Source organism: Dyadobacter sp. CY343 (assembly GCF_021390335.1).
Lineage (GTDB): Bacteria > Bacteroidota > Bacteroidia > Cytophagales > Spirosomataceae > Dyadobacter.
In genome coordinates this window covers 593,487-609,809 of record NZ_JAJUXK010000004.1, presented here as the reverse complement: position 1 = coordinate 609,809, position 16,323 = coordinate 593,487, and the positions used below count along the sequence as shown (strand labels likewise).

Genomic DNA, 16,323 nt, shown 5'->3' with positions numbered 1-16,323 from the left:
TCTTTTGTAAAAAGGGGCATTAACCTGCTCTCAAGCAATTATTCCACATCCATATTTACTATTTGTTAGCCATGAAAAAAGTTATTTCCTCAGTTCTGTTCTCATTTGTTTGTCTGCAATCCTGCGTTTACGTCGAGTCCGATGACAACATTCCGCCGCGTGGAACGCATACGGAAACGTATGATCTCAAAAATTTCGATGAGCTGGAAATGGGTGACGCGTTCCAGGTAAAGGTCGTTTCCGGGCCTGGATTCTCGGTTTCTGCCACAGGTGAAATGAATGATCTGGATGATCTTGACATTTTCGTTCATGACGGAAAGCTGGTAGCCCGCTACGATGGCTGGCGTAATAATCGCAAGCGTATGGATATTGAAATCGTCATGCCGGATGTTGAGGAAGTAAATTTCTCCGGTGCAGTGAATGCAAAACTGCTCGGTTTTGAAAACCTGCCTTCCCTGAATATCGAACTTTCGGGCGCGTCACGCTGCGAATTTGACGGATCAGCCAGGGAAATGGACTTTGAACTTGCCGGCGCGTCGCGGCTCAAACTCTTCGGACGCAGCAAATTTCTGGACGGGGATATATCCGGAGCTTCACAATTGCATGCATTTGACCTGCCGGTAGAAGAGTCGGAACTTAACGTGTCGGGCGCGAGCCAGGCGGAGGTAAGTGTTTCAAAATTGCTAAAAGTGGATGCGAGCGGCGCCAGTGCTGTGCGCTACAAGGGCAACCCGGCGATTGATAAAAAACTATCCGGCGGCAGTACGCTCAGGGCTGAGTAAGCTACTTGATCATGCCATATCTGGCCCTTGCCTGGCTTTTCGACATACCATCAAAATGCCACCATTCGGTCGTATTCGCACGAAATCCGGCCTGAACCATTACTTTTCTGAGAAGCTGACGATTTTCAATCTGTTTGATCGTCAGCTTTCCTTTTTGCAGCATTTCCTGCTCTGATCGTGGGTAAGCCAGCGGCCCGAAAAAGTCGAATTTAGTGCCCATATCCAATGGTTTCCCGTTTTCGTCCGCGACTGTCAGGTCTACTGCGCAACCGAAATTGTGATTGGAACCGATCTTTGGGTCGGCCACGTACATGGTTTTTTTGCCTGCGGGAATTTTAAGATCATCTAATGCATCCCACAACGCATATTGAGCGGAATTAGGGCGGGCGGCGTCGTAAACAAGCAGCTTATAGGCTGGTTTCAATTTCGCCAACAGCGCATTTGCCTTCGCCAGCCGCTTTGCCATTTCGGGTTGGAGGTAAGCGCGGTCAAGGTCTGCGTAAATGTCTTTTTTGAGAAAATTATCGGTTGTAGAATATTTCAGCTCAACCAATATACCGGGATCAACATTGCGGATATTCACAAGTCCCTGCGCGATCATACTTTGCTCTGCTTTCGGAAGCTCCTGTTTCTGTGCAAAAACACTCGTTGAAAGCAGCAACAGCAATATAGTTTTGTTGATTGTATCAAACATAAAAAATGAATACCCTTGCGAAAAGCTGCAAAGATATTCATTTGTATGAACCCTCATTAATAGGGTTAAAATTGTGACGGGTACTAGTATCTGTTGATATTAATGCTCGTTAACCCGCCTTCAAAGTCGATAATGATCTTCTTTTCAGCGCTTTCATAACCTTGTGAGCGATACAAGCCGCTGCCGACTTTGTCCAGCCCGTCGATATTTTTTGCATTCAATGCGCCGTCAATCCGCAATTCACATCCGACTGATCTTGGGATATCAATGGTAACCGACGCTACGCCCGCCTCAATATCAATCTGCGAAGAAGCCAGCTTATCGCCCATTTTAATATCCATATCGGCTACTCCGGTACTTACTTTCAGCTTTTCAACTTTATAATCACTGAAATCGAAATCGCCTTTTCCAGCTCCGATGCCGAGGTCAATGCTCCATACCGGTTTGTCATTCAGCTGAATTTTAGCCTGGTTGGAAATCTCGCCATTCTTGATCTTGACATTTCCTTCTTCCATTTTCAAGTTAACGGTAGCAGATTTGTCGAGCCTGTTAACCGAAGTATTTGACAGGAAACCGACGATCGTACTTTTTGTGCTGGCCTCAAAAAGCTTGGTGGTATTGCCTTCCAGTTTGAAAGAGCCGGCGCCACCTTCGAGGTTGAAGTTTGCTTTTTGAATAAAATCCTCCATTTCATATTTGTAGCTGCCATTGATCGGTCGGCCGCTGCCCGATCTGTGCTCTCGCTCATAGTCAGCATCCTTTTCTTCATCTGACTTTTCACCATCGTGACCATTATCCCCGTCGTGATAACCCAGATCTTCGTCGTCATTATGATTGTCATTATCGTAATCATCCCAACCAAAATTCCAGTTGTTATTCCGGTTATCGAAAGCGCGATGCGTTCTGTTGACAATCCCTCCGAATACCGCCAGCGTGATCAGCAAAGCAACCAAGCCACCTACTGCCGAGCCGCGTTCCCGTCCACCTGCGAGTAGCAATGCACCTGCAAGTATCAGCAAGACAGGCCAGTAGGGAAGCACTTCATCCCAGTTAATGTTGACAAGATTCAGGTTTCGGAGCAGCCAGATCATCCCAAAAATGATCAGCACGCCACCCCACACCAGGCCTCTGTTGGTTTTCATAAATTAGATATTTGATCTGTTAGAAGAATCAGTATGCAGGAAATTGCGAAGCAGCAGCAAGCCACCGGTTGTGATCAGGATGATCGGCCAGAAGAAGCGTCCGAAATCGAATGCGGTCAGTTCTTCGACCAGGAATAGCGAGCCTGTAATGATCAGGATTACGCCCCAAAAAATGTTCTTAAAGTTCATGGCTAAAATATATTAAAGTGTTGATTTACTTAGATTTAACTTAAATATCTAGTTTACCTTGATCACCGGATTGTCGTCTTCGTCATCTTTTTTCGGACTTTCTGGATCTTCCGGGAAATTTGTTTCCGGCGTGGTGGTCACAGGTGTAAAAGGTGTGTAAGGCTGCGGATCAGGCTCAGGTGTGACCGGAGTTATCGGATCGGCCGGCGGAGGTGTGGTAGGGTACACCGTCGTATTGTTTTCCTGGTTTTTGTCACGCTGGCGCAGGATCAGAAATGCACCTATTGCTATGAAAACGATCGGCCAGAAATACCTTTTGAATTCGTACCAGATCGGAAAATCGTCCAGCAGCATCACCGCACCAAAAACGACCAGTACCCCGCCGAGGATCATCACAGTCTGATCCGAGCTCTTCTTGTCAAAAAACGGTTCCGACGGTTTGGAAGGATCTCCGTTTACCGGATAAACATCCACAGCAGGCCCTGTTGGCAATACAGCCCAGAGAATAATATACAGAATACCTGTCCAGCCAAAGCTTGGAGGAATAGGCAGCAGCAGCAGCACCACGAATAACACACGGACTATGACAACATCAATTTGAAGATATTGAGCAATTCCGGATGCTACTCCGCCAAAAACTGCCTGTTCGGGTATGCGATGCAATTTCTTTTCCATGATTAGTTCAGCGTTTATTTGTATTCAAAGGTAGTAGGTAATACAAGATACTGTAAACCGGAAAATTATTATCGGTAAAACGGCGTGTTAAGCGGATAATTTCGGTGAAAACGAAAAATTAGGGGAGTTATGCGGGGCTATTGTTCTTCTAATGCTTCCAAAATGTCCATCATACTTCCGAAATCCTTGTACCCGGGACGGATTTCTTCGCTGCCTCTCAATACAATGCCGATATTTTCGGGCAGATTGTTCAATGCGATGATGGCGCGATCGGTATCAAGTCCGAAGCCGACCAGAAGCGGATGTTCTTTGGCGAGAGAAGGTAGTGTTTGCAGCCAGTTCAGTGACAATTCGGCGTCCTGATCACTTTCTAAAAGGAAATGCGTCGCGGCGTCTTCGTACCGGTTCAGCAGCGACTGGATCTCGTCGGCTTCATATTGATCGACGCTGATGCGCAGAATGAGAGGCAATGCAAGTTCACTTTTCAGGTAGCCCAGCAATCCCGGGTCTTCCACCTGGACAGCGTGCACAGGGTATTGCTGCAATTGTAACAGAATAGCCTCCGCGCTGGATTGCGCCGTTTCAGCTACGAGGGTTACGCCAGCCAGCCAGGAACAGATATCCTCGAATTTCTTTGGAGAAATGTAATTTGGAGAATCTTCGTCGATAGAAAAACCCAGCATTTCCACCCCCATTCCCGCACAATAACGCGCGTCGGACAAGTTAGTAACATTGCTGATTTTGACTGTTCTGGTTAGCATTGGTATTAGTACTTATAAGTCAATTATTTGATTAAAATCTTTTCTTCTTGCAGCAGCCCTCTGAGGCTGATGTCAGCATCCAGGTTTGGCCAGTGAATGCCGGTTTCAGATACAGTATATTGGTCCAAATCCCAGTCTATTGCTTTTTTCAGATAAGGAAAAGAAGACAATGGCCTGGTTATAACTTTTGCATCACTTAGTATGAATAGCGCCAGATCAACGTCCCTGGCGAATCCGAAGTGCCGGATTTCCAGCCCTTTTTCTTGAATAAAACGATCCAGATCATCTGCAATTTCAACGACCTCTTCGTCATTCGCTCCGTTCAAAAAAGCTTGAAGCTCATCACTTATCGAAGGTATCATGCCAGGCTTGAATGATGTTTCCATAGTTACAGACGATTATGTCCAAGATGCTCCTTATTTCTTTCTTCTTGAATCCATGATTGTAAGAAATAATGATCGTTGGTACTAAAATTATCCTCGCATTACATGCTCCTTTTTCAACATGAATATGAATCGGTTCGTGCTCGTTCATATAGAAAAAGAACCGAAAACCATTAATGTATAGTACGGTCGGCATATCGAAATTAGCTAAAAAGTTGCAAAAACGAACATAGGCGAAGATCGGCCGCTTGCGCGACCAGTCTTCGCCCTGGATCATGTAATGAGGAATGTCGAGTCTGCTACTTATTTCGCTGAAAAGCGATATTTCGTTGTTGTTTCATAAGTATCTCCCGGGTTTAGGACAGTCGATGGAAACTGTGGCTGATTGGGTGAGTCAGGGTAATGCTCGGTTTCCAGGCAAAGTCCGAAACGTTTGGCAAAGGTTGCGTTTTTGCCTTTCAGGCTGCCATCCAAAAAGTTACCTGTGTAAAATTGAACCGCCGGCTCGGTCGTGAATACTTCCATAAAACGCCCGCTCTCAGGATCTTTCACCGTAGCAAAAAGCATTAAGCCAGGTTCTGTTCTTTTAAGAACCCAGCAATGGTCATAACCGCCGCCGTTCTTGATCTGCTCGTCATCAATTTTATTAATACCCGCATTGATTTTTGTAGGTTTCCTGAAATCAAATGGCGTTCCTTCCACAGCGCGCAGCTTGCCCGTAGGGATCAAATTCGCGTCGACCGGCACAATGCTGTCAGACATAATCGAAACTTCATGATCTAAAATGTCCCTTTTTAAGCCAGTCAGATTGAAGTAGGAGTGGTTGGTAAGGTTCACAACTGTGGCTTTGTCTGTGGTAGCATTGTAATTGATAGTCAATGCATTATCGTTATTAAGGGTGTAAGTCACTTTTACAGTCAAAGTACCAGGGTAACCTTCCTCCATATCTTTGCTGACATATTCCAGCTGCAATCCTACAACCGAATCTTCCTTCACCTCGGTCGCTTTCCAGATCACTTTATCAAAACCTTTGATACCGCCGTGCAATGCATTCGGGCCGTTGTTGATCGCCAGTTTATAATCCTGCCCGTTCAGCGTGAACTTACCCTTTGCAATCCGGTTACCGTATCGGCCTACCAGCGCACCAAAAAACGGGTGGCCGCTCACATAAGGTTGCAGCGAATCAAAGCCCAGCACCACATCCGTCCATTCTCCTTTTTTATCCGGCGCAGTCAGTTTGGTGATGATACCGCCGTAGTTGGTAATGTTGACGGTCATCCCGTTACTATTGGTGAGGGTGTAAAGGTCTGCTTTCTGTCCGTCGGGGAGTTCGCCGAATGCTTCTTTGGAAATTGTGCTGATCATTTTTTCTTCATTCTTGGTTTGAGAGCATCCGAAAATCGTGAGACCGATCAGAGCTGTGAGTACAAGTGGTAGTTTTTTCATAAATAAAGGTTAGCAGTTTGCGACAATTGTTTCACGCAGGTTTAGATCACAAAACTTCTCCAGTACCGTCGGTAATTTTCACCCGGTAACAGGGAAGGTCAATATCATATTCCTTTTTGTAAGCAAGTATCATTTCTTCTTCAAAGGCATCAACTCCATTTTTCTTTACCAAATTAATGGTACATCCGCCAAAACCGCCTCCCATCATGCGCGAACCCACTACGTCGGCGTTTTCTCTTGTTTTTAAAACAAGAAAATCCAGCTCGGGGCAGCTTACTTCATATTCATGTTGCAGACCATCGTGGGTTTCATACATTTTTGCTCCAAAAGCAGGCAAATTGCCCTGAACAAGCAGATCGCAGGCATCCAGTACACGTTGGATTTCTTCGGTAATGAATTTGCAGCGGCGGTAAACTACGTCGCCAAGTTCGTCTTTGTGGGCTTCAACCAGCTCGGGTGAAGCGTCGCGCAAACTTTGAATTGCAGGATCATATTTTTTTAATATCTCCACTCCCTGTTCACATTCCAGCCGCCGGGTATTGTATTCCGAGCTCGCCAGCGAATGTTTCACGCTCGTGTCGCAGAGTACGATCATATATTCATCCATCGGAAAAGGAAAATATTCCATATCCAGCGACCGGCAGTCGAGGCGCATCACCGATTCGCTCACGCCAAAAGCAGAAGCAAACTGGTCCATAATGCCGCATTGCACACCTACATATTCGTTTTCAGCCTTTTGTGACATTTTAACGATATCCAGCCGACCGAGACCAAGTCCGAAAATGTCATTTAAAGCAAATAACAAACAGCATTCCAAAGCAGCAGAAGAGGATAGTCCCGCTCCAACAGGTACATTTCCACCAAACGCAGCCTGAAATCCGGAGATCTCCAAGCCGCGTTTCTGAATCTGTTCCACGATCCCGAGCTGGTAATGTGGCCAGGAACTTTCCGGTTTGGAAAGATCGTCCAGCGAAAAGGAATAGGTTTCGTCAAGATCGGCCGCGTACAGCTTTACCTGATTGTCGTCCCGGGACGAGATTGCGAAATAAACCGCCTTATCGACACTGGCGGGCAACACAAAACCATTGTTATAATCCGTATGCTCGCCGATCAGGTTGATGCGCCCGGGAGAGCGGAATACCTGGAAATCGTGGTCGCTTCCAAATTTTTCAATGTATTTCTCTTTGATCGATGCTATTAAACTTGAATCCGTGGCTGCCATTTTTGTTTTGTAATTAATCAATAACCTTTCAACAGGTTCACTTCATTGGCCGGGCTGCTATTTGCTTCAACTGCCAAAATATTATTCAGGAACAAATCTACTTTGCCCATATGTTCGTTTCTGTGACCTCCGCCGGTATGCTGGGTCAATATTACATTGTCCAGTTTCCAGAGCGGGCTGTCTTCCGGCAGCGGTTCAATTTCGGTCACATCCAGGACCGCACCGTCCAGCTGTCCCGAACTCAGAACTTCCAGCAGCGCCTTTTCATCCGTCGTACTTCCTCTTCCCACACTCGCATAAACACTTCCTTTTTTCATTTTAGAAAAGAACTCAGCATTTACAAAATGAGTAGCTGTTCCAGGTAACGTATTGATAACCAGGTCAGCATTAGGCAGTGCGTCGAGCAATTCTTCACGGCTGTGTATATCGGCATCCGGTGAAGTGCGGGCCAGCATGTGCGTGGTGCATCCCAATCCTTTCAGAATCGCATTCACCGCCTGACCGATCGTTCCTGCGCCCAGTACGATCGTGTTTTGCATGTACAATAATTTCAGGTCGGTCCGCAGCTTGCTCCCTACCCATTCTGATTTTTGTTTTAATAAAGTCAATGTATCCAGCCCACGATAAAGTGCGAGTACGCCGCCTACGATACTTTCGGCACACGGGCGGGCAAACCAGTCGCCCATATTGGCTACTTTTACATTGTCGCGCAAAGGAATGGAAGCGTACTGATCAAAACCAGCCGAGTCCAGCTGCCAGAATTTTAGATTTTCCGGTGCATTATTGAACCAGTCTCCGGGCGGATTGCCGAGAATGTAATCGGCTTTGGCAAAGTAGGCACGTGCTTCTTCCTCGCTGGTGTCTTCTGTACGGTAATTGATAACGTGCTGCGACAAAGTTTCGGTAAGCTTGTCCCTTAATGCATTGTCCAGCATGGAGTGGCAATAAATGATCATTGTCTTTATAGAGTTTGAAAAAGCAAGGTAAAATGATTTCCCCGAATATGTCAGCAAAATGTCGCTCTAAATACGTGCCAAAATCTTCCTGGCCCTGGAAATGAACGCGGGACCTTCATAATCTATCCGCTCCCGGATCTCATATCTCAGCTCGTTTTTAAGCTCGGGATAAATCAGCGTAAGATTATACAGGATTGTGAGGCAAAAGGCCCGTATCGCAATGGCTGTCTGCGTGTTACGGACGTGTTTGAATACGGTATCGATCAGCTCGCCGTGGTATTCTTCGGGAACAATTACGTCTTCCAGGATCCGTGCGCTGTTCCTCAAAATGGCATCGTGCACGTCGTCGCGACCGAGTTGTTTTACCAAAATACCAATATAAGGTTTGATGAGCTCCGGCTCTTTTTGCGCGGCGAAAGTCAGACTGTGAGCTGCGCGCTGGGCGAGGCGGTAGTCTCCTGAAATGAAGCACTTGAGCAATTCTTCAAATGTTTCCTGCGACGAACAGGCGTGATCAGCAATGCGCATCGCAGCGATTCTCGATTGTTTTTCGTCAGCCAGCAGTTCGTTTTTGATACCCATTTTTCCGTCAAAAAAACAAATGCCCCGAAATGGTATCACGGAGCATTTGTATATAAAAAGAGAAAAAAACTACTTGTTGTCGCCTACCATTTCTTCTGGCTTCACCCAGGCATCGAACTCTTCCGGTGTGAGGTAACCCAGTGAAACGGCCGTTTCTTTCAGCGTAGAACCATTTTTGTGAGCAGTTTGCGCAATCTCAGCAGCTTTATAGTAACCAATCTTTGTATTCAATGCAGTCACCAGCATCAGCGAGTTGTTCACGTGCTTTTTGATATTCTCGTGCAGCGGCTCGATTCCCACTGCGCAATTATCATTGAATGAAACACAAACATCGCCGATCAACCTTGCCGAATGCAGGAAGTTGTAAGCCATCAGGGGTTTGAAAACGTTCAGTTCAAAATGTCCGTTTGAGCCGCCGATACCGATCGCCACATCATTTCCCATTACCTGCGCCGCCACCATTGTCATCGCCTCGCATTGCGTCGGATTCACTTTACCCGGCATGATAGAGCTTCCCGGTTCGTTGTCAGGAATGTGTATCTCGCCAATTCCCGAGCGCGGGCCCGAAGAAAGCATGCGAATATCATTTCCGATTTTCATCAGACTTACCGCCACCGTTTTCAGTGCCCCGTGCGCTTCCACAATCGCGTCGTGTGCCGCTAATGCTTCAAACTTATTTTCAGCCGTGATAAAAGGTAATCCTGTCAGGGAAGCAATATGTTTCGCGACATTTTCAGAATATCCTTCTGGTGTATTAATTCCGGTACCAACCGCAGTTCCGCCCAATGCGAGCTCAGAAAGGTGCGCGAGTGTATTGTAAATCGCGCGCAGACCGTGGTCGAGCTGGGAAGCATATCCCGAAAATTCCTGTCCCAAAGTCAGTGGCGTCGCATCCATAAAGTGGGTGCGGCCAATTTTTACAACATTCCTGAATGCCTCGGATTTTGCTTTCAATGTATCGCGCAGCTTGGTAATGCCCGGAATTGTAACATCTACCAGTATTTTATAAGCTGCAATGTGCATTGCAGTCGGGTAGGTATCGTTGGACGATTGCGACTTGTTTACATCATCATTCGGGTGCAAAAATTTCGTTTTATCAGCCAGGTCGCCTCCCTGCAATACGTGGCCGCGATAAGCAATCACCTCGTTACAGTTCATATTCGACTGCGTACCAGAGCCGGTTTGCCACACAACCAGCGGGAATTGATCATCAAGCTGCTCTGTCAATATCTCATCACAAACCTGTCCGATCAAATCACTTTTTGCCTGATCCAGAATGCCGGCTTCATAGTTAGTAATCGCGGCAGCTTTTTTCAGATACGCAAATGCCTTGATAATTTCTTTCGGCATTTTATTGATATCCTGCGCGATCGGGAAGTTCTGGATAGAGCGTTGCGTCTGGGCACCCCAGTACACATGAGCAGGAACCTGCACTTCGCCCATGGTATCTTTTTCTATACGGTATTCCATTTTATTTTGAGAAGTAATGAAAAATGAATTGTCGATTGAAAGGTAAAGTTAGGTTTGGAAGGCTAGTTTTTAGTGTTTTTTAAAGATAAATGTTCACCACTTTGAAAAGAATGTTTAGATTGGAATGCTTTAAAAATCAAGATTAGAACACTATGGTGCCCAAAATCAGCATTTATCCAGACTACAATACGATGAGCAGCGCCGCCGCCGACCGGGTGATCACGCTGCTTTCCAAAAAACCGAATGCCGTGATTTGCCTGCCTTCCGGGAGTACACCGCTGGGTATGTTTCGGGCGCTCGCCGCAGCAAATCAGAAAGGATTAGTTGATTTTTCTCAATGCGTTTATATTGGTCTGGATGAATGGATCGGAATGGGCGCCGACGACGATGGAAGCTGCCGCGATCTGCTGGACAGGGATTTTCTGAAACCGATCGGCTTTCGTGAAAACCAGATCGTTTTCTTCGACGGAAAGGCGATTGATCCGGAAGCGGAATGCGTGCGGGTCAACAAAATCGTGGAAAGCCTTGGCGGGCTGGACCTGATCGTACTTGGAATCGGCATGAATGGACATTTGGCATTGAACGAACCGGGCACTCCCTGGGATACCTACGCACACATTTCCGAGCTGGACCCGCTGACTGCGGAAGTAGGACAGAAATATTTCCAAAAGCCAACTACTTTAACAAAAGGAATCACAGTAGGAATCCGTCACATTCTCGAATCAAAAACAGCGATATTAATAGGCGCCGGAGCTGCCAAAGCGCCGGTAATTGCCCGCGCACTCGCATTCCCGGTCACTTCCGAGTTTCCCGCGACCGTTTTGCAAAATCATTTAAATGCAGAGTTTATATTGGATGCGGAGGCTGGGAAGGGGATTAATTTAAACGGATAATGTTTTAACTTTATAATTGTTACCAATCCATGACCGGAATCGAAGCTATGGAAAAAGAAAGAATTATGTTGGACGTTTCCGTTACGGATATCCAAAAGAATGCATTAATGACGATCCTGAAAGCATTAAATATAGATGTGAAGGAGCACGTGCTTTCAGAAGATGAGGAAGATATCGCACTGGGACTTGCAATGGAAGAAGGGAGAAGAGAAGGAATAGCCAGCTCAAAAGAAAAGCAGGAATTCGAATCTTACCTTTTTGGTAAATAGCATGAAATATGAATATGCCAGGTCATTTGTAAAAGATACGAAAAAGGCCCCGCAGGAGATAAGGTCACAGCTGCAAAGCCTGGTGGCACATGTGATGTCAAGCGAGCATATCTCGCAACTTGCGAATGTCAAGAAAATGAAGGGCTATTCTAATGCTTACCGAATCAGAATGGCCGATTACAGAATTGGTTTCTTACTGGAAGACGATGTCCTGATATTTACACGATTGTTGCATAGAAAAGAGATATACAGATATTTCCCCTGATCTTAAGGCTTCAAAAAATCACTTTTGAAGCCTTTTATTTTTTGATTAAAAAGATAAAATATCCCTTGCTTTAATCGATTATTCGCTTGCTTCACTTAAATCGGGGGCGTTTCTCAGGCGCTTGGATTTTCAATTTAAATTTGGGCTGTTCTTTGTGAACGCCCGTCAATCGGGGTAGTGGTTTTGCTTTTGGAACCCTCATCCAATAACAGCAAACTAAAAAGGAACCGTGTGCAAATCACGGGCAGTCGTGCTACTGTAAGTATCGGTTCAGAATAGCGGAACAGGTTTTTGCCCAGGTGTCCCATTGTTGTAAATGTCAGTCATTTTTTAATCAGGCAGATACGACGAGAAGGGCGGCAAAAACGATACAAGCCAGGAGACTTGCCGCTACTCTCAATGTCCATTCTCTCACGGTTGGAGGCTGGTCAGGCATTGATTTACCATGCATATTTTTGAACTACCCGGGTGCAGACTTTTCGTCGCCTCCCGGAATAGCTTCACGTATGTTACGTACTGATCTTGAATCAGGATGGGAGGGTGTTTTCAGAGGGTTTTTATTAACTCTTAAACACTAGTAACATGTTATCACACAATCTCGGCTACCCGCGTATCGGGAGCCAGCGCGAGCTGAAAAGAGCCAGCGAAAAGTTCTGGGCAGGTAAGATCGACCGGGACGAATTGCAAAAAGTTGCCCGCAAGATCCGTCACGAAAACTGGGCGATCCAGCAAGCGGCCGGAATAGGGCTGATCCCGTCCAATGATTTTTCGCTTTATGATCAGGTGCTGGACATTTCTCTGACAGTCGGCGCCATTCCTGAGCGTTACCACCAGCTGCTCGATGGTAAGTCTAATAAAGAGCTTGATCTCTACTTTGCGATGGCGCGCGGTTACCAGCGCGACGGGCACGATATCAAGGCTATGGAAATGACGAAATGGTTTGATACCAACTACCACTATCTCGTTCCTGAATTCACTAAAAATCAGCAGTTCAAACAGTATTCCGATAAGATATTACTTGAATTTGAGGATGCATTGCAAAAGGGTATTGTCACGAAGCCAGTGCTGCTGGGGCCGGTTACTTATCTTTTGTTGGGTAAAGAAAAGGAAGAGGGTTTTGATAAAATCGATCTGCTGGAAAAGCTGCTTCCGGTTTATATTTCTATTCTGACAGAACTTTATACCCGCGGCGCAACGTGGGTACAGCTCGACGAACCGGCGCTGGTCCTGGATTTGACCGGGAAGCAAAAGCTGGCATTCGAAACCGCTTATGCGGCGATCAGAAAATCGGTACCTAAACTAAAAATACTGGTTGCGACCTATTTCGGGGCATTGGAAGATAACCTCGAGACCGCTGCCGGCTTGCCCGTCGATGCGCTGCATATTGACCTCACCAGAGGCGCAGGCTCACTTCCTGCATTGTTAGAGTACGAAGCATTTGTCAATTCAACTCGAAAACTTTCACTCGGTGTCGTCGACGGCCGGAATATCTGGAAAAATGATTACCGCAAGTCGTTGGAATTCATTTCAGAGGCGGTGAATGTGCTTGGGGAAGATCGGTTAATGATCGCTCCGTCTTCCTCTTTACTACACAGTCCCTGCGATCTTGACCTGGAAACGGACGAGACGATATTGACAGTTGATATTAAAAACTGGATGTCATTTGCGAAACAGAAACTGGCGGAAGTAGTAGAAATAGCCCGACTAGCGAGTACTGAGTGGGTTTTGGATAAAGCTTTTATTGGGAACCAAGAGGCAATAGAAACCAGGAGAAACTCGCCGCTGATTCACAAACCACAGGTGAAGGACAGATTGACAAAAGTGCGTGAAGCCGATTTTAACCGTTTGAATAGTTTTGAAATAAGACAACAGATCCAGCTCGAAAAACTGAAACTGCCACTTTTTCCTTCAACTACAATCGGCTCATTTCCGCAAACCGACGAGGTACGTTTGCTGCGCGCGAACCTGAAAAAGAACCTGTTGACATTGGAAGAGTACGAAACCCGCATTCGCGAAGAAATTGTGAGCTCGCTGCGCTGGCAGGAGGAACTGGGTATTGATGTGCTGGTTCATGGGGAATTTGAGCGGAACGATATGGTGGAATATTTCGGAGAGAGTCTTTCCGGGTTCGTTTTTACACAAAATGGCTGGGTGCAGAGTTACGGAAGTCGCTGCGTGAAGCCGCCGGTGATTTACGGCGACGTGGAAAGGCCCACGCCTATGACGGTAAAATGGTCAGCTTTTGCGCAGTCGAATTCTCAGAAACTGGTAAAAGGAATGCTGACTGGCCCGGTTACGATTTTGCAATGGTCTTTCGTGCGCGACGATCAGCCCAGAAAAGATACCGCATTCCAGATCGGCCTCGCGATTCGCGACGAAGTAGTGGATCTCGAAAAAGCGGGTATCAAAGTGATCCAGATTGACGAGCCGGCGATCCGCGAGGGGCTTCCTTTGCGAAAAGCAAATTGGTCAGCATACCTGAAATGGGCGGTTGATGCATTCCGGCTGAGCGCAGCCGGAGTCGCCGATCAGACGCAGATCCACACGCACATGTGCTATTCGGAGTTCAATGATATTATTGATTCGATCGCCGCAATGGACGCGGATGTAATCACGATCGAAACTTCGCGCTCACAAATGGAACTGCTGGACGCTTTTGCAAACTTCAATTACCCTAACGAAATCGGTCCCGGCGTGTACGATATCCATTCGCCCCGCGTCCCAACCGTCGACGAAATGGTATTGCTTCTTGAAAAAGCATTAAAAGTAATCCCCGCCCGTAACCTATGGGTAAATCCCGACTGCGGACTTAAAACCAGAAAATGGCCGGAAACGGAAGCTGCATTGCGAAATATGATAGCAGCCGCTAACTTGCTGCGCGAATCTGTCACGGTAGCGTGACTTGGAAGTGAGATCCGGGGTGGTCATTTTTAGTTATTATCAATGACCATCCCTGGCTTACCTGCCAACTTCCGATCATAACTGACCCAAAACCAACCATTGAAATTTTGAACCTAGAAGAAAAAATCTCCGCCTCGGAAAGTCGTGTTTTCAAGACCGTTTTTCCTAATAATACCAACCATTACGATACCCTTTTCGGGGGTACGGCTTTGTCGATGATGGATGAAGTGGCTTTTATCACGGCTACCCGGTTTTCGCGGCTCCGTTGTGTGACCGTTTCTTCGGATCGCATTGATTTTACACACCCTATTCCTGCCGGGACGATCATTGAGCTGGTGGGCCGGGTGGAGACTGTTGGCAATACGAGTATGAAGGTGCGCGTCGATATTTTTGTTGAAAAAATGTATGAAGAAGGGCGCGAGAAAGCAGTTACGGGCATTTTTACATTCGTGGCACTGGATGAGGATCACAAGCCGGTAAAAATATTAAGCTGAATTTTTACCAATTAATCACGTTCTTTGGTGTGTTATAAATGGCACACATGCAGAAGCAGCAGGAGTATATTTCTCAACTTGATGGGTTAAGGGCGTTTGCGGTTGCCCTGGTAGTTTTGTTTCACTGGTTTCCCGAGGGAGAGGGCATTAATGTGATTGCAAATGGCCCCGTCGGCGTTACCTTATTCTTTGTTCTGAGTGGATTTCTGATCACCCGCATTCTCCTCGCCAACCGGAATCACCTCGCTACCCACGGATTGGGCGCTACTTACAAAAACTTCATGTTTCGTCGGATACTGCGCATTTTTCCGCTGTATTACCTGACCTTACTTGTTATCTGGTGCATTCAGTATATTGATTTTATTCCGCAGGTACCCAGTCGGTTGTATGATTATCCGCTGTATTATCTGCTCTATATTTCCAATTTTCTGATCGAAAAGCTGCACGACTGGTCCGACGTACTTTCGCCTTTTTGGTCGCTGGCGGTGGAGGAACAATTTTATATTATCTGGCCTTTTGTGGTGCTGATGGTGCCACAGCGATTTCTGAAAGGTACATTAATAGGAACCGTTGTCCTGGGTATTGCCTCGCGGGGAATATTGGGTATGATGGGTTACAGCGACGGGGTACTGATGCCAACCTGTTTGGATGCTTTCGGGCTTGGCGCTATCTGGGCTTATGTGAGCTACTATGATAAATCCGTTGAAAAATTCAGGAAATTACTTAGTATCCTGGCGCTGATAGGATTGGCAGTTTTCCTGTATATATGTTTTAATAATACCGATTCCTGGCTGAAAACGCTGTTTTTCCGGACTTCAATATCTTTATTCTGTCTGTATCTGGTGGCAGGTGCCAGTTACAAGAAGGGATTTCCTTCGATTTTCGGGAAGATATTGGACAATGGATTTATGCGGCATATTGGTCGTATCAGTTACGGACTGTATGTATATCATATGCTGGTACCGACGTTGGTAGTTCCTTTTATTATCAAATTCCTCCATCGTTTCCTGCATATAACCCTCACATTCTCAGAGAACTCCTTAAAAATGGTGAGCCTGGTCGTACTGATCCTTCTGGCTACGGTTTCATGGTATTTGTTCGAGAATCCATTTATCAAGCTGAAAAAATACTTTCAGCTGAACCGCGTGAAAGCCACGCCGACCAGTACGGTTATCTCAGAATAGGATTTAAACGATTGT

19 protein-coding genes and 1 riboswitch are annotated in these 16,323 nt (G+C 46.3%); of the genes, 7 read left to right on the top strand and 12 right to left on the bottom strand.

The genetic code is table 11. The features are described from left to right. Positions 1-71 precede the first annotated feature (71 nt). Entirely contained in the window at positions 72-782 is a 711-nt protein-coding gene (locus LZG94_RS14500; RefSeq protein WP_233792584.1) for a head GIN domain-containing protein, read from the top strand. 1 nt (position 783) lies between these two features. Here LZG94_RS14500 and LZG94_RS14495 read toward each other — a convergent pair whose 3' ends face one another. The 12 genes from LZG94_RS14495 to fumC all read right to left on the bottom strand — a co-directional run bounded on the left by LZG94_RS14495 (position 784) and on the right by fumC (position 10,302). After that, on the bottom strand, positions 784-1,476 hold the full coding sequence (locus LZG94_RS14495; RefSeq protein ID WP_233792583.1) for a M15 family metallopeptidase: 693 nt from the start codon (positions 1,474-1,476) through the stop codon (positions 784-786). Positions 1,477-1,559: 83 nt separating this feature from the next. Beyond that, positions 1,560-2,618, bottom strand: a complete 1,059-nt coding sequence (locus LZG94_RS14490) for a LiaF transmembrane domain-containing protein (protein WP_233792582.1) — start codon at positions 2,616-2,618, stop codon at positions 1,560-1,562. 3 nt (positions 2,619-2,621) lie between these two features. Further along, positions 2,622-2,807, bottom strand: coding sequence for a LiaI-LiaF-like domain-containing protein (locus tag LZG94_RS14485; RefSeq protein WP_215234737.1), 186 nt, complete (start codon positions 2,805-2,807; stop codon positions 2,622-2,624). Positions 2,808-2,855: 48 nt separating this feature from the next. Then, positions 2,856-3,482: a PspC domain-containing protein gene (locus LZG94_RS14480; RefSeq protein WP_233792581.1), complete on the bottom strand. Its 627-nt coding sequence runs from the start codon at positions 3,480-3,482 to the stop codon at positions 2,856-2,858. A gap of 137 nt (positions 3,483-3,619) precedes the next feature. Next, the gene (locus tag LZG94_RS14475; protein WP_233792580.1) at positions 3,620-4,243 is read right to left on the bottom strand and encodes a hypothetical protein; all 624 of its coding nucleotides are present in this window, start codon (positions 4,241-4,243) and stop codon (positions 3,620-3,622) included. A 23-nt stretch (positions 4,244-4,266) separates the two neighbouring features. Continuing rightward, positions 4,267-4,629 (bottom strand): DUF2442 domain-containing protein, encoded by a 363-nt coding sequence (locus LZG94_RS14470; RefSeq protein ID WP_233792579.1) that lies wholly within the window; start codon positions 4,627-4,629, stop codon positions 4,267-4,269. Then, on the bottom strand, positions 4,586-4,777 hold the full coding sequence (locus LZG94_RS14465; RefSeq protein ID WP_233793124.1) for a DUF4160 domain-containing protein: 192 nt from the start codon (positions 4,775-4,777) through the stop codon (positions 4,586-4,588). Before LZG94_RS14465 ends, LZG94_RS14470 begins: the two co-directional genes overlap by 44 nt. Before the next feature lie 152 nt (positions 4,778-4,929). Beyond that, entirely contained in the window at positions 4,930-6,072 is a 1,143-nt protein-coding gene (locus tag LZG94_RS14460) for an aldose epimerase family protein (protein WP_233792578.1), read from the bottom strand. A gap of 46 nt (positions 6,073-6,118) precedes the next feature. After that, positions 6,119-7,294 (bottom strand): galactokinase, encoded by a 1,176-nt coding sequence (gene galK, locus LZG94_RS14455; RefSeq protein ID WP_233792577.1) that lies wholly within the window; start codon positions 7,292-7,294, stop codon positions 6,119-6,121. A gap of 17 nt (positions 7,295-7,311) precedes the next feature. Continuing rightward, positions 7,312-8,250 carry a D-2-hydroxyacid dehydrogenase gene (locus LZG94_RS14450; protein WP_233792576.1) on the bottom strand — a complete coding sequence of 313 codons (939 nt, stop codon included), beginning with the start codon at positions 8,248-8,250 and terminating at the stop codon, positions 7,312-7,314. Between the two features lie 66 nt (positions 8,251-8,316). Continuing rightward, a complete protein-coding gene (locus LZG94_RS14445; protein WP_233792575.1) occupies positions 8,317-8,871 on the bottom strand; it encodes a hypothetical protein in 555 nt (184 codons plus the stop codon). A 30-nt stretch (positions 8,872-8,901) separates the two neighbouring features. After that, on the bottom strand, positions 8,902-10,302 hold the full coding sequence (gene fumC, locus LZG94_RS14440; protein WP_215234745.1) for a class II fumarate hydratase: 1,401 nt from the start codon (positions 10,300-10,302) through the stop codon (positions 8,902-8,904). Positions 10,303-10,454: 152 nt separating this feature from the next. Here fumC and LZG94_RS14435 point away from each other — a divergent pair, with 152 nt between their 5' ends. The 6 genes from LZG94_RS14435 to LZG94_RS14410 all read left to right on the top strand — a co-directional run bounded on the left by LZG94_RS14435 (position 10,455) and on the right by LZG94_RS14410 (position 16,308). Further along, complete coding sequence (locus LZG94_RS14435; RefSeq protein WP_233792574.1) at positions 10,455-11,195, top strand: 6-phosphogluconolactonase; 741 nt, start codon at positions 10,455-10,457, stop codon at positions 11,193-11,195. A 47-nt stretch (positions 11,196-11,242) separates the two neighbouring features. Then, positions 11,243-11,464: a hypothetical protein gene (locus tag LZG94_RS14430; RefSeq protein WP_233792573.1), complete on the top strand. Its 222-nt coding sequence runs from the start codon at positions 11,243-11,245 to the stop codon at positions 11,462-11,464. A 1-nt stretch (position 11,465) separates the two neighbouring features. Then, on the top strand, positions 11,466-11,729 hold the full coding sequence (locus tag LZG94_RS14425; protein ID WP_233792572.1) for a type II toxin-antitoxin system RelE/ParE family toxin: 264 nt from the start codon (positions 11,466-11,468) through the stop codon (positions 11,727-11,729). 161 nt (positions 11,730-11,890) lie between these two features. Then, a riboswitch (cobalamin riboswitch) is annotated at positions 11,891-12,136 on the top strand. Between the two features lie 175 nt (positions 12,137-12,311). Further along, positions 12,312-14,630: a 5-methyltetrahydropteroyltriglutamate--homocysteine S-methyltransferase gene (gene metE / locus LZG94_RS14420; RefSeq protein ID WP_233792571.1), complete on the top strand. Its 2,319-nt coding sequence runs from the start codon at positions 12,312-12,314 to the stop codon at positions 14,628-14,630. A gap of 107 nt (positions 14,631-14,737) precedes the next feature. Further along, positions 14,738-15,124, top strand: coding sequence for an acyl-CoA thioesterase (locus LZG94_RS14415; RefSeq protein WP_215234749.1), 387 nt, complete (start codon positions 14,738-14,740; stop codon positions 15,122-15,124). Positions 15,125-15,162: 38 nt separating this feature from the next. Further along, positions 15,163-16,308 (top strand): acyltransferase, encoded by a 1,146-nt coding sequence (locus LZG94_RS14410; protein ID WP_233792570.1) that lies wholly within the window; start codon positions 15,163-15,165, stop codon positions 16,306-16,308. Positions 16,309-16,323 lie beyond the last annotated feature (15 nt).

Bases quoted from the DNA above. Each gene is read 5' to 3' on its own strand.
- LZG94_RS14500 (WP_233792584.1), top strand. From the start codon at position 72: ATGAAAAAAGTTATTTCCTCAGTTCTGTTCTCATTTGTTTGTCTGCAA.
- LZG94_RS14495 (WP_233792583.1), bottom strand. From the start codon at position 1,476: ATGTTTGATACAATCAACAAAACTATATTGCTGTTGCTGCTTTCAACG.
- LZG94_RS14490 (WP_233792582.1), bottom strand. From the start codon at position 2,618: ATGAAAACCAACAGAGGCCTGGTGTGGGGTGGCGTGCTGATCATTTTT.
- LZG94_RS14485 (WP_215234737.1), bottom strand. From the start codon at position 2,807: ATGAACTTTAAGAACATTTTTTGGGGCGTAATCCTGATCATTACAGGC.
- LZG94_RS14480 (WP_233792581.1), bottom strand. From the start codon at position 3,482: ATGGAAAAGAAATTGCATCGCATACCCGAACAGGCAGTTTTTGGCGGA.
- LZG94_RS14475 (WP_233792580.1), bottom strand. From the start codon at position 4,243: ATGCTAACCAGAACAGTCAAAATCAGCAATGTTACTAACTTGTCCGAC.
- LZG94_RS14470 (WP_233792579.1), bottom strand. From the start codon at position 4,629: ATGGAAACATCATTCAAGCCTGGCATGATACCTTCGATAAGTGATGAG.
- LZG94_RS14465 (WP_233793124.1), bottom strand. From the start codon at position 4,777: ATGAACGAGCACGAACCGATTCATATTCATGTTGAAAAAGGAGCATGT.
- LZG94_RS14460 (WP_233792578.1), bottom strand. From the start codon at position 6,072: ATGAAAAAACTACCACTTGTACTCACAGCTCTGATCGGTCTCACGATT.
- galK (WP_233792577.1), bottom strand. From the start codon at position 7,294: ATGGCAGCCACGGATTCAAGTTTAATAGCATCGATCAAAGAGAAATAC.
- LZG94_RS14450 (WP_233792576.1), bottom strand. From the start codon at position 8,250: ATGATCATTTATTGCCACTCCATGCTGGACAATGCATTAAGGGACAAG.
- fumC (WP_215234745.1), bottom strand. From the start codon at position 10,302: ATGGAATACCGTATAGAAAAAGATACCATGGGCGAAGTGCAGGTTCCT.
- LZG94_RS14435 (WP_233792574.1), top strand. From the start codon at position 10,455: ATGGTGCCCAAAATCAGCATTTATCCAGACTACAATACGATGAGCAGC.
- LZG94_RS14430 (WP_233792573.1), top strand. From the start codon at position 11,243: ATGGAAAAAGAAAGAATTATGTTGGACGTTTCCGTTACGGATATCCAA.
- LZG94_RS14425 (WP_233792572.1), top strand. From the start codon at position 11,466: ATGAAATATGAATATGCCAGGTCATTTGTAAAAGATACGAAAAAGGCC.
- metE (WP_233792571.1), top strand. From the start codon at position 12,312: ATGTTATCACACAATCTCGGCTACCCGCGTATCGGGAGCCAGCGCGAG.
- LZG94_RS14410 (WP_233792570.1), top strand. From the start codon at position 15,163: ATGGCACACATGCAGAAGCAGCAGGAGTATATTTCTCAACTTGATGGG.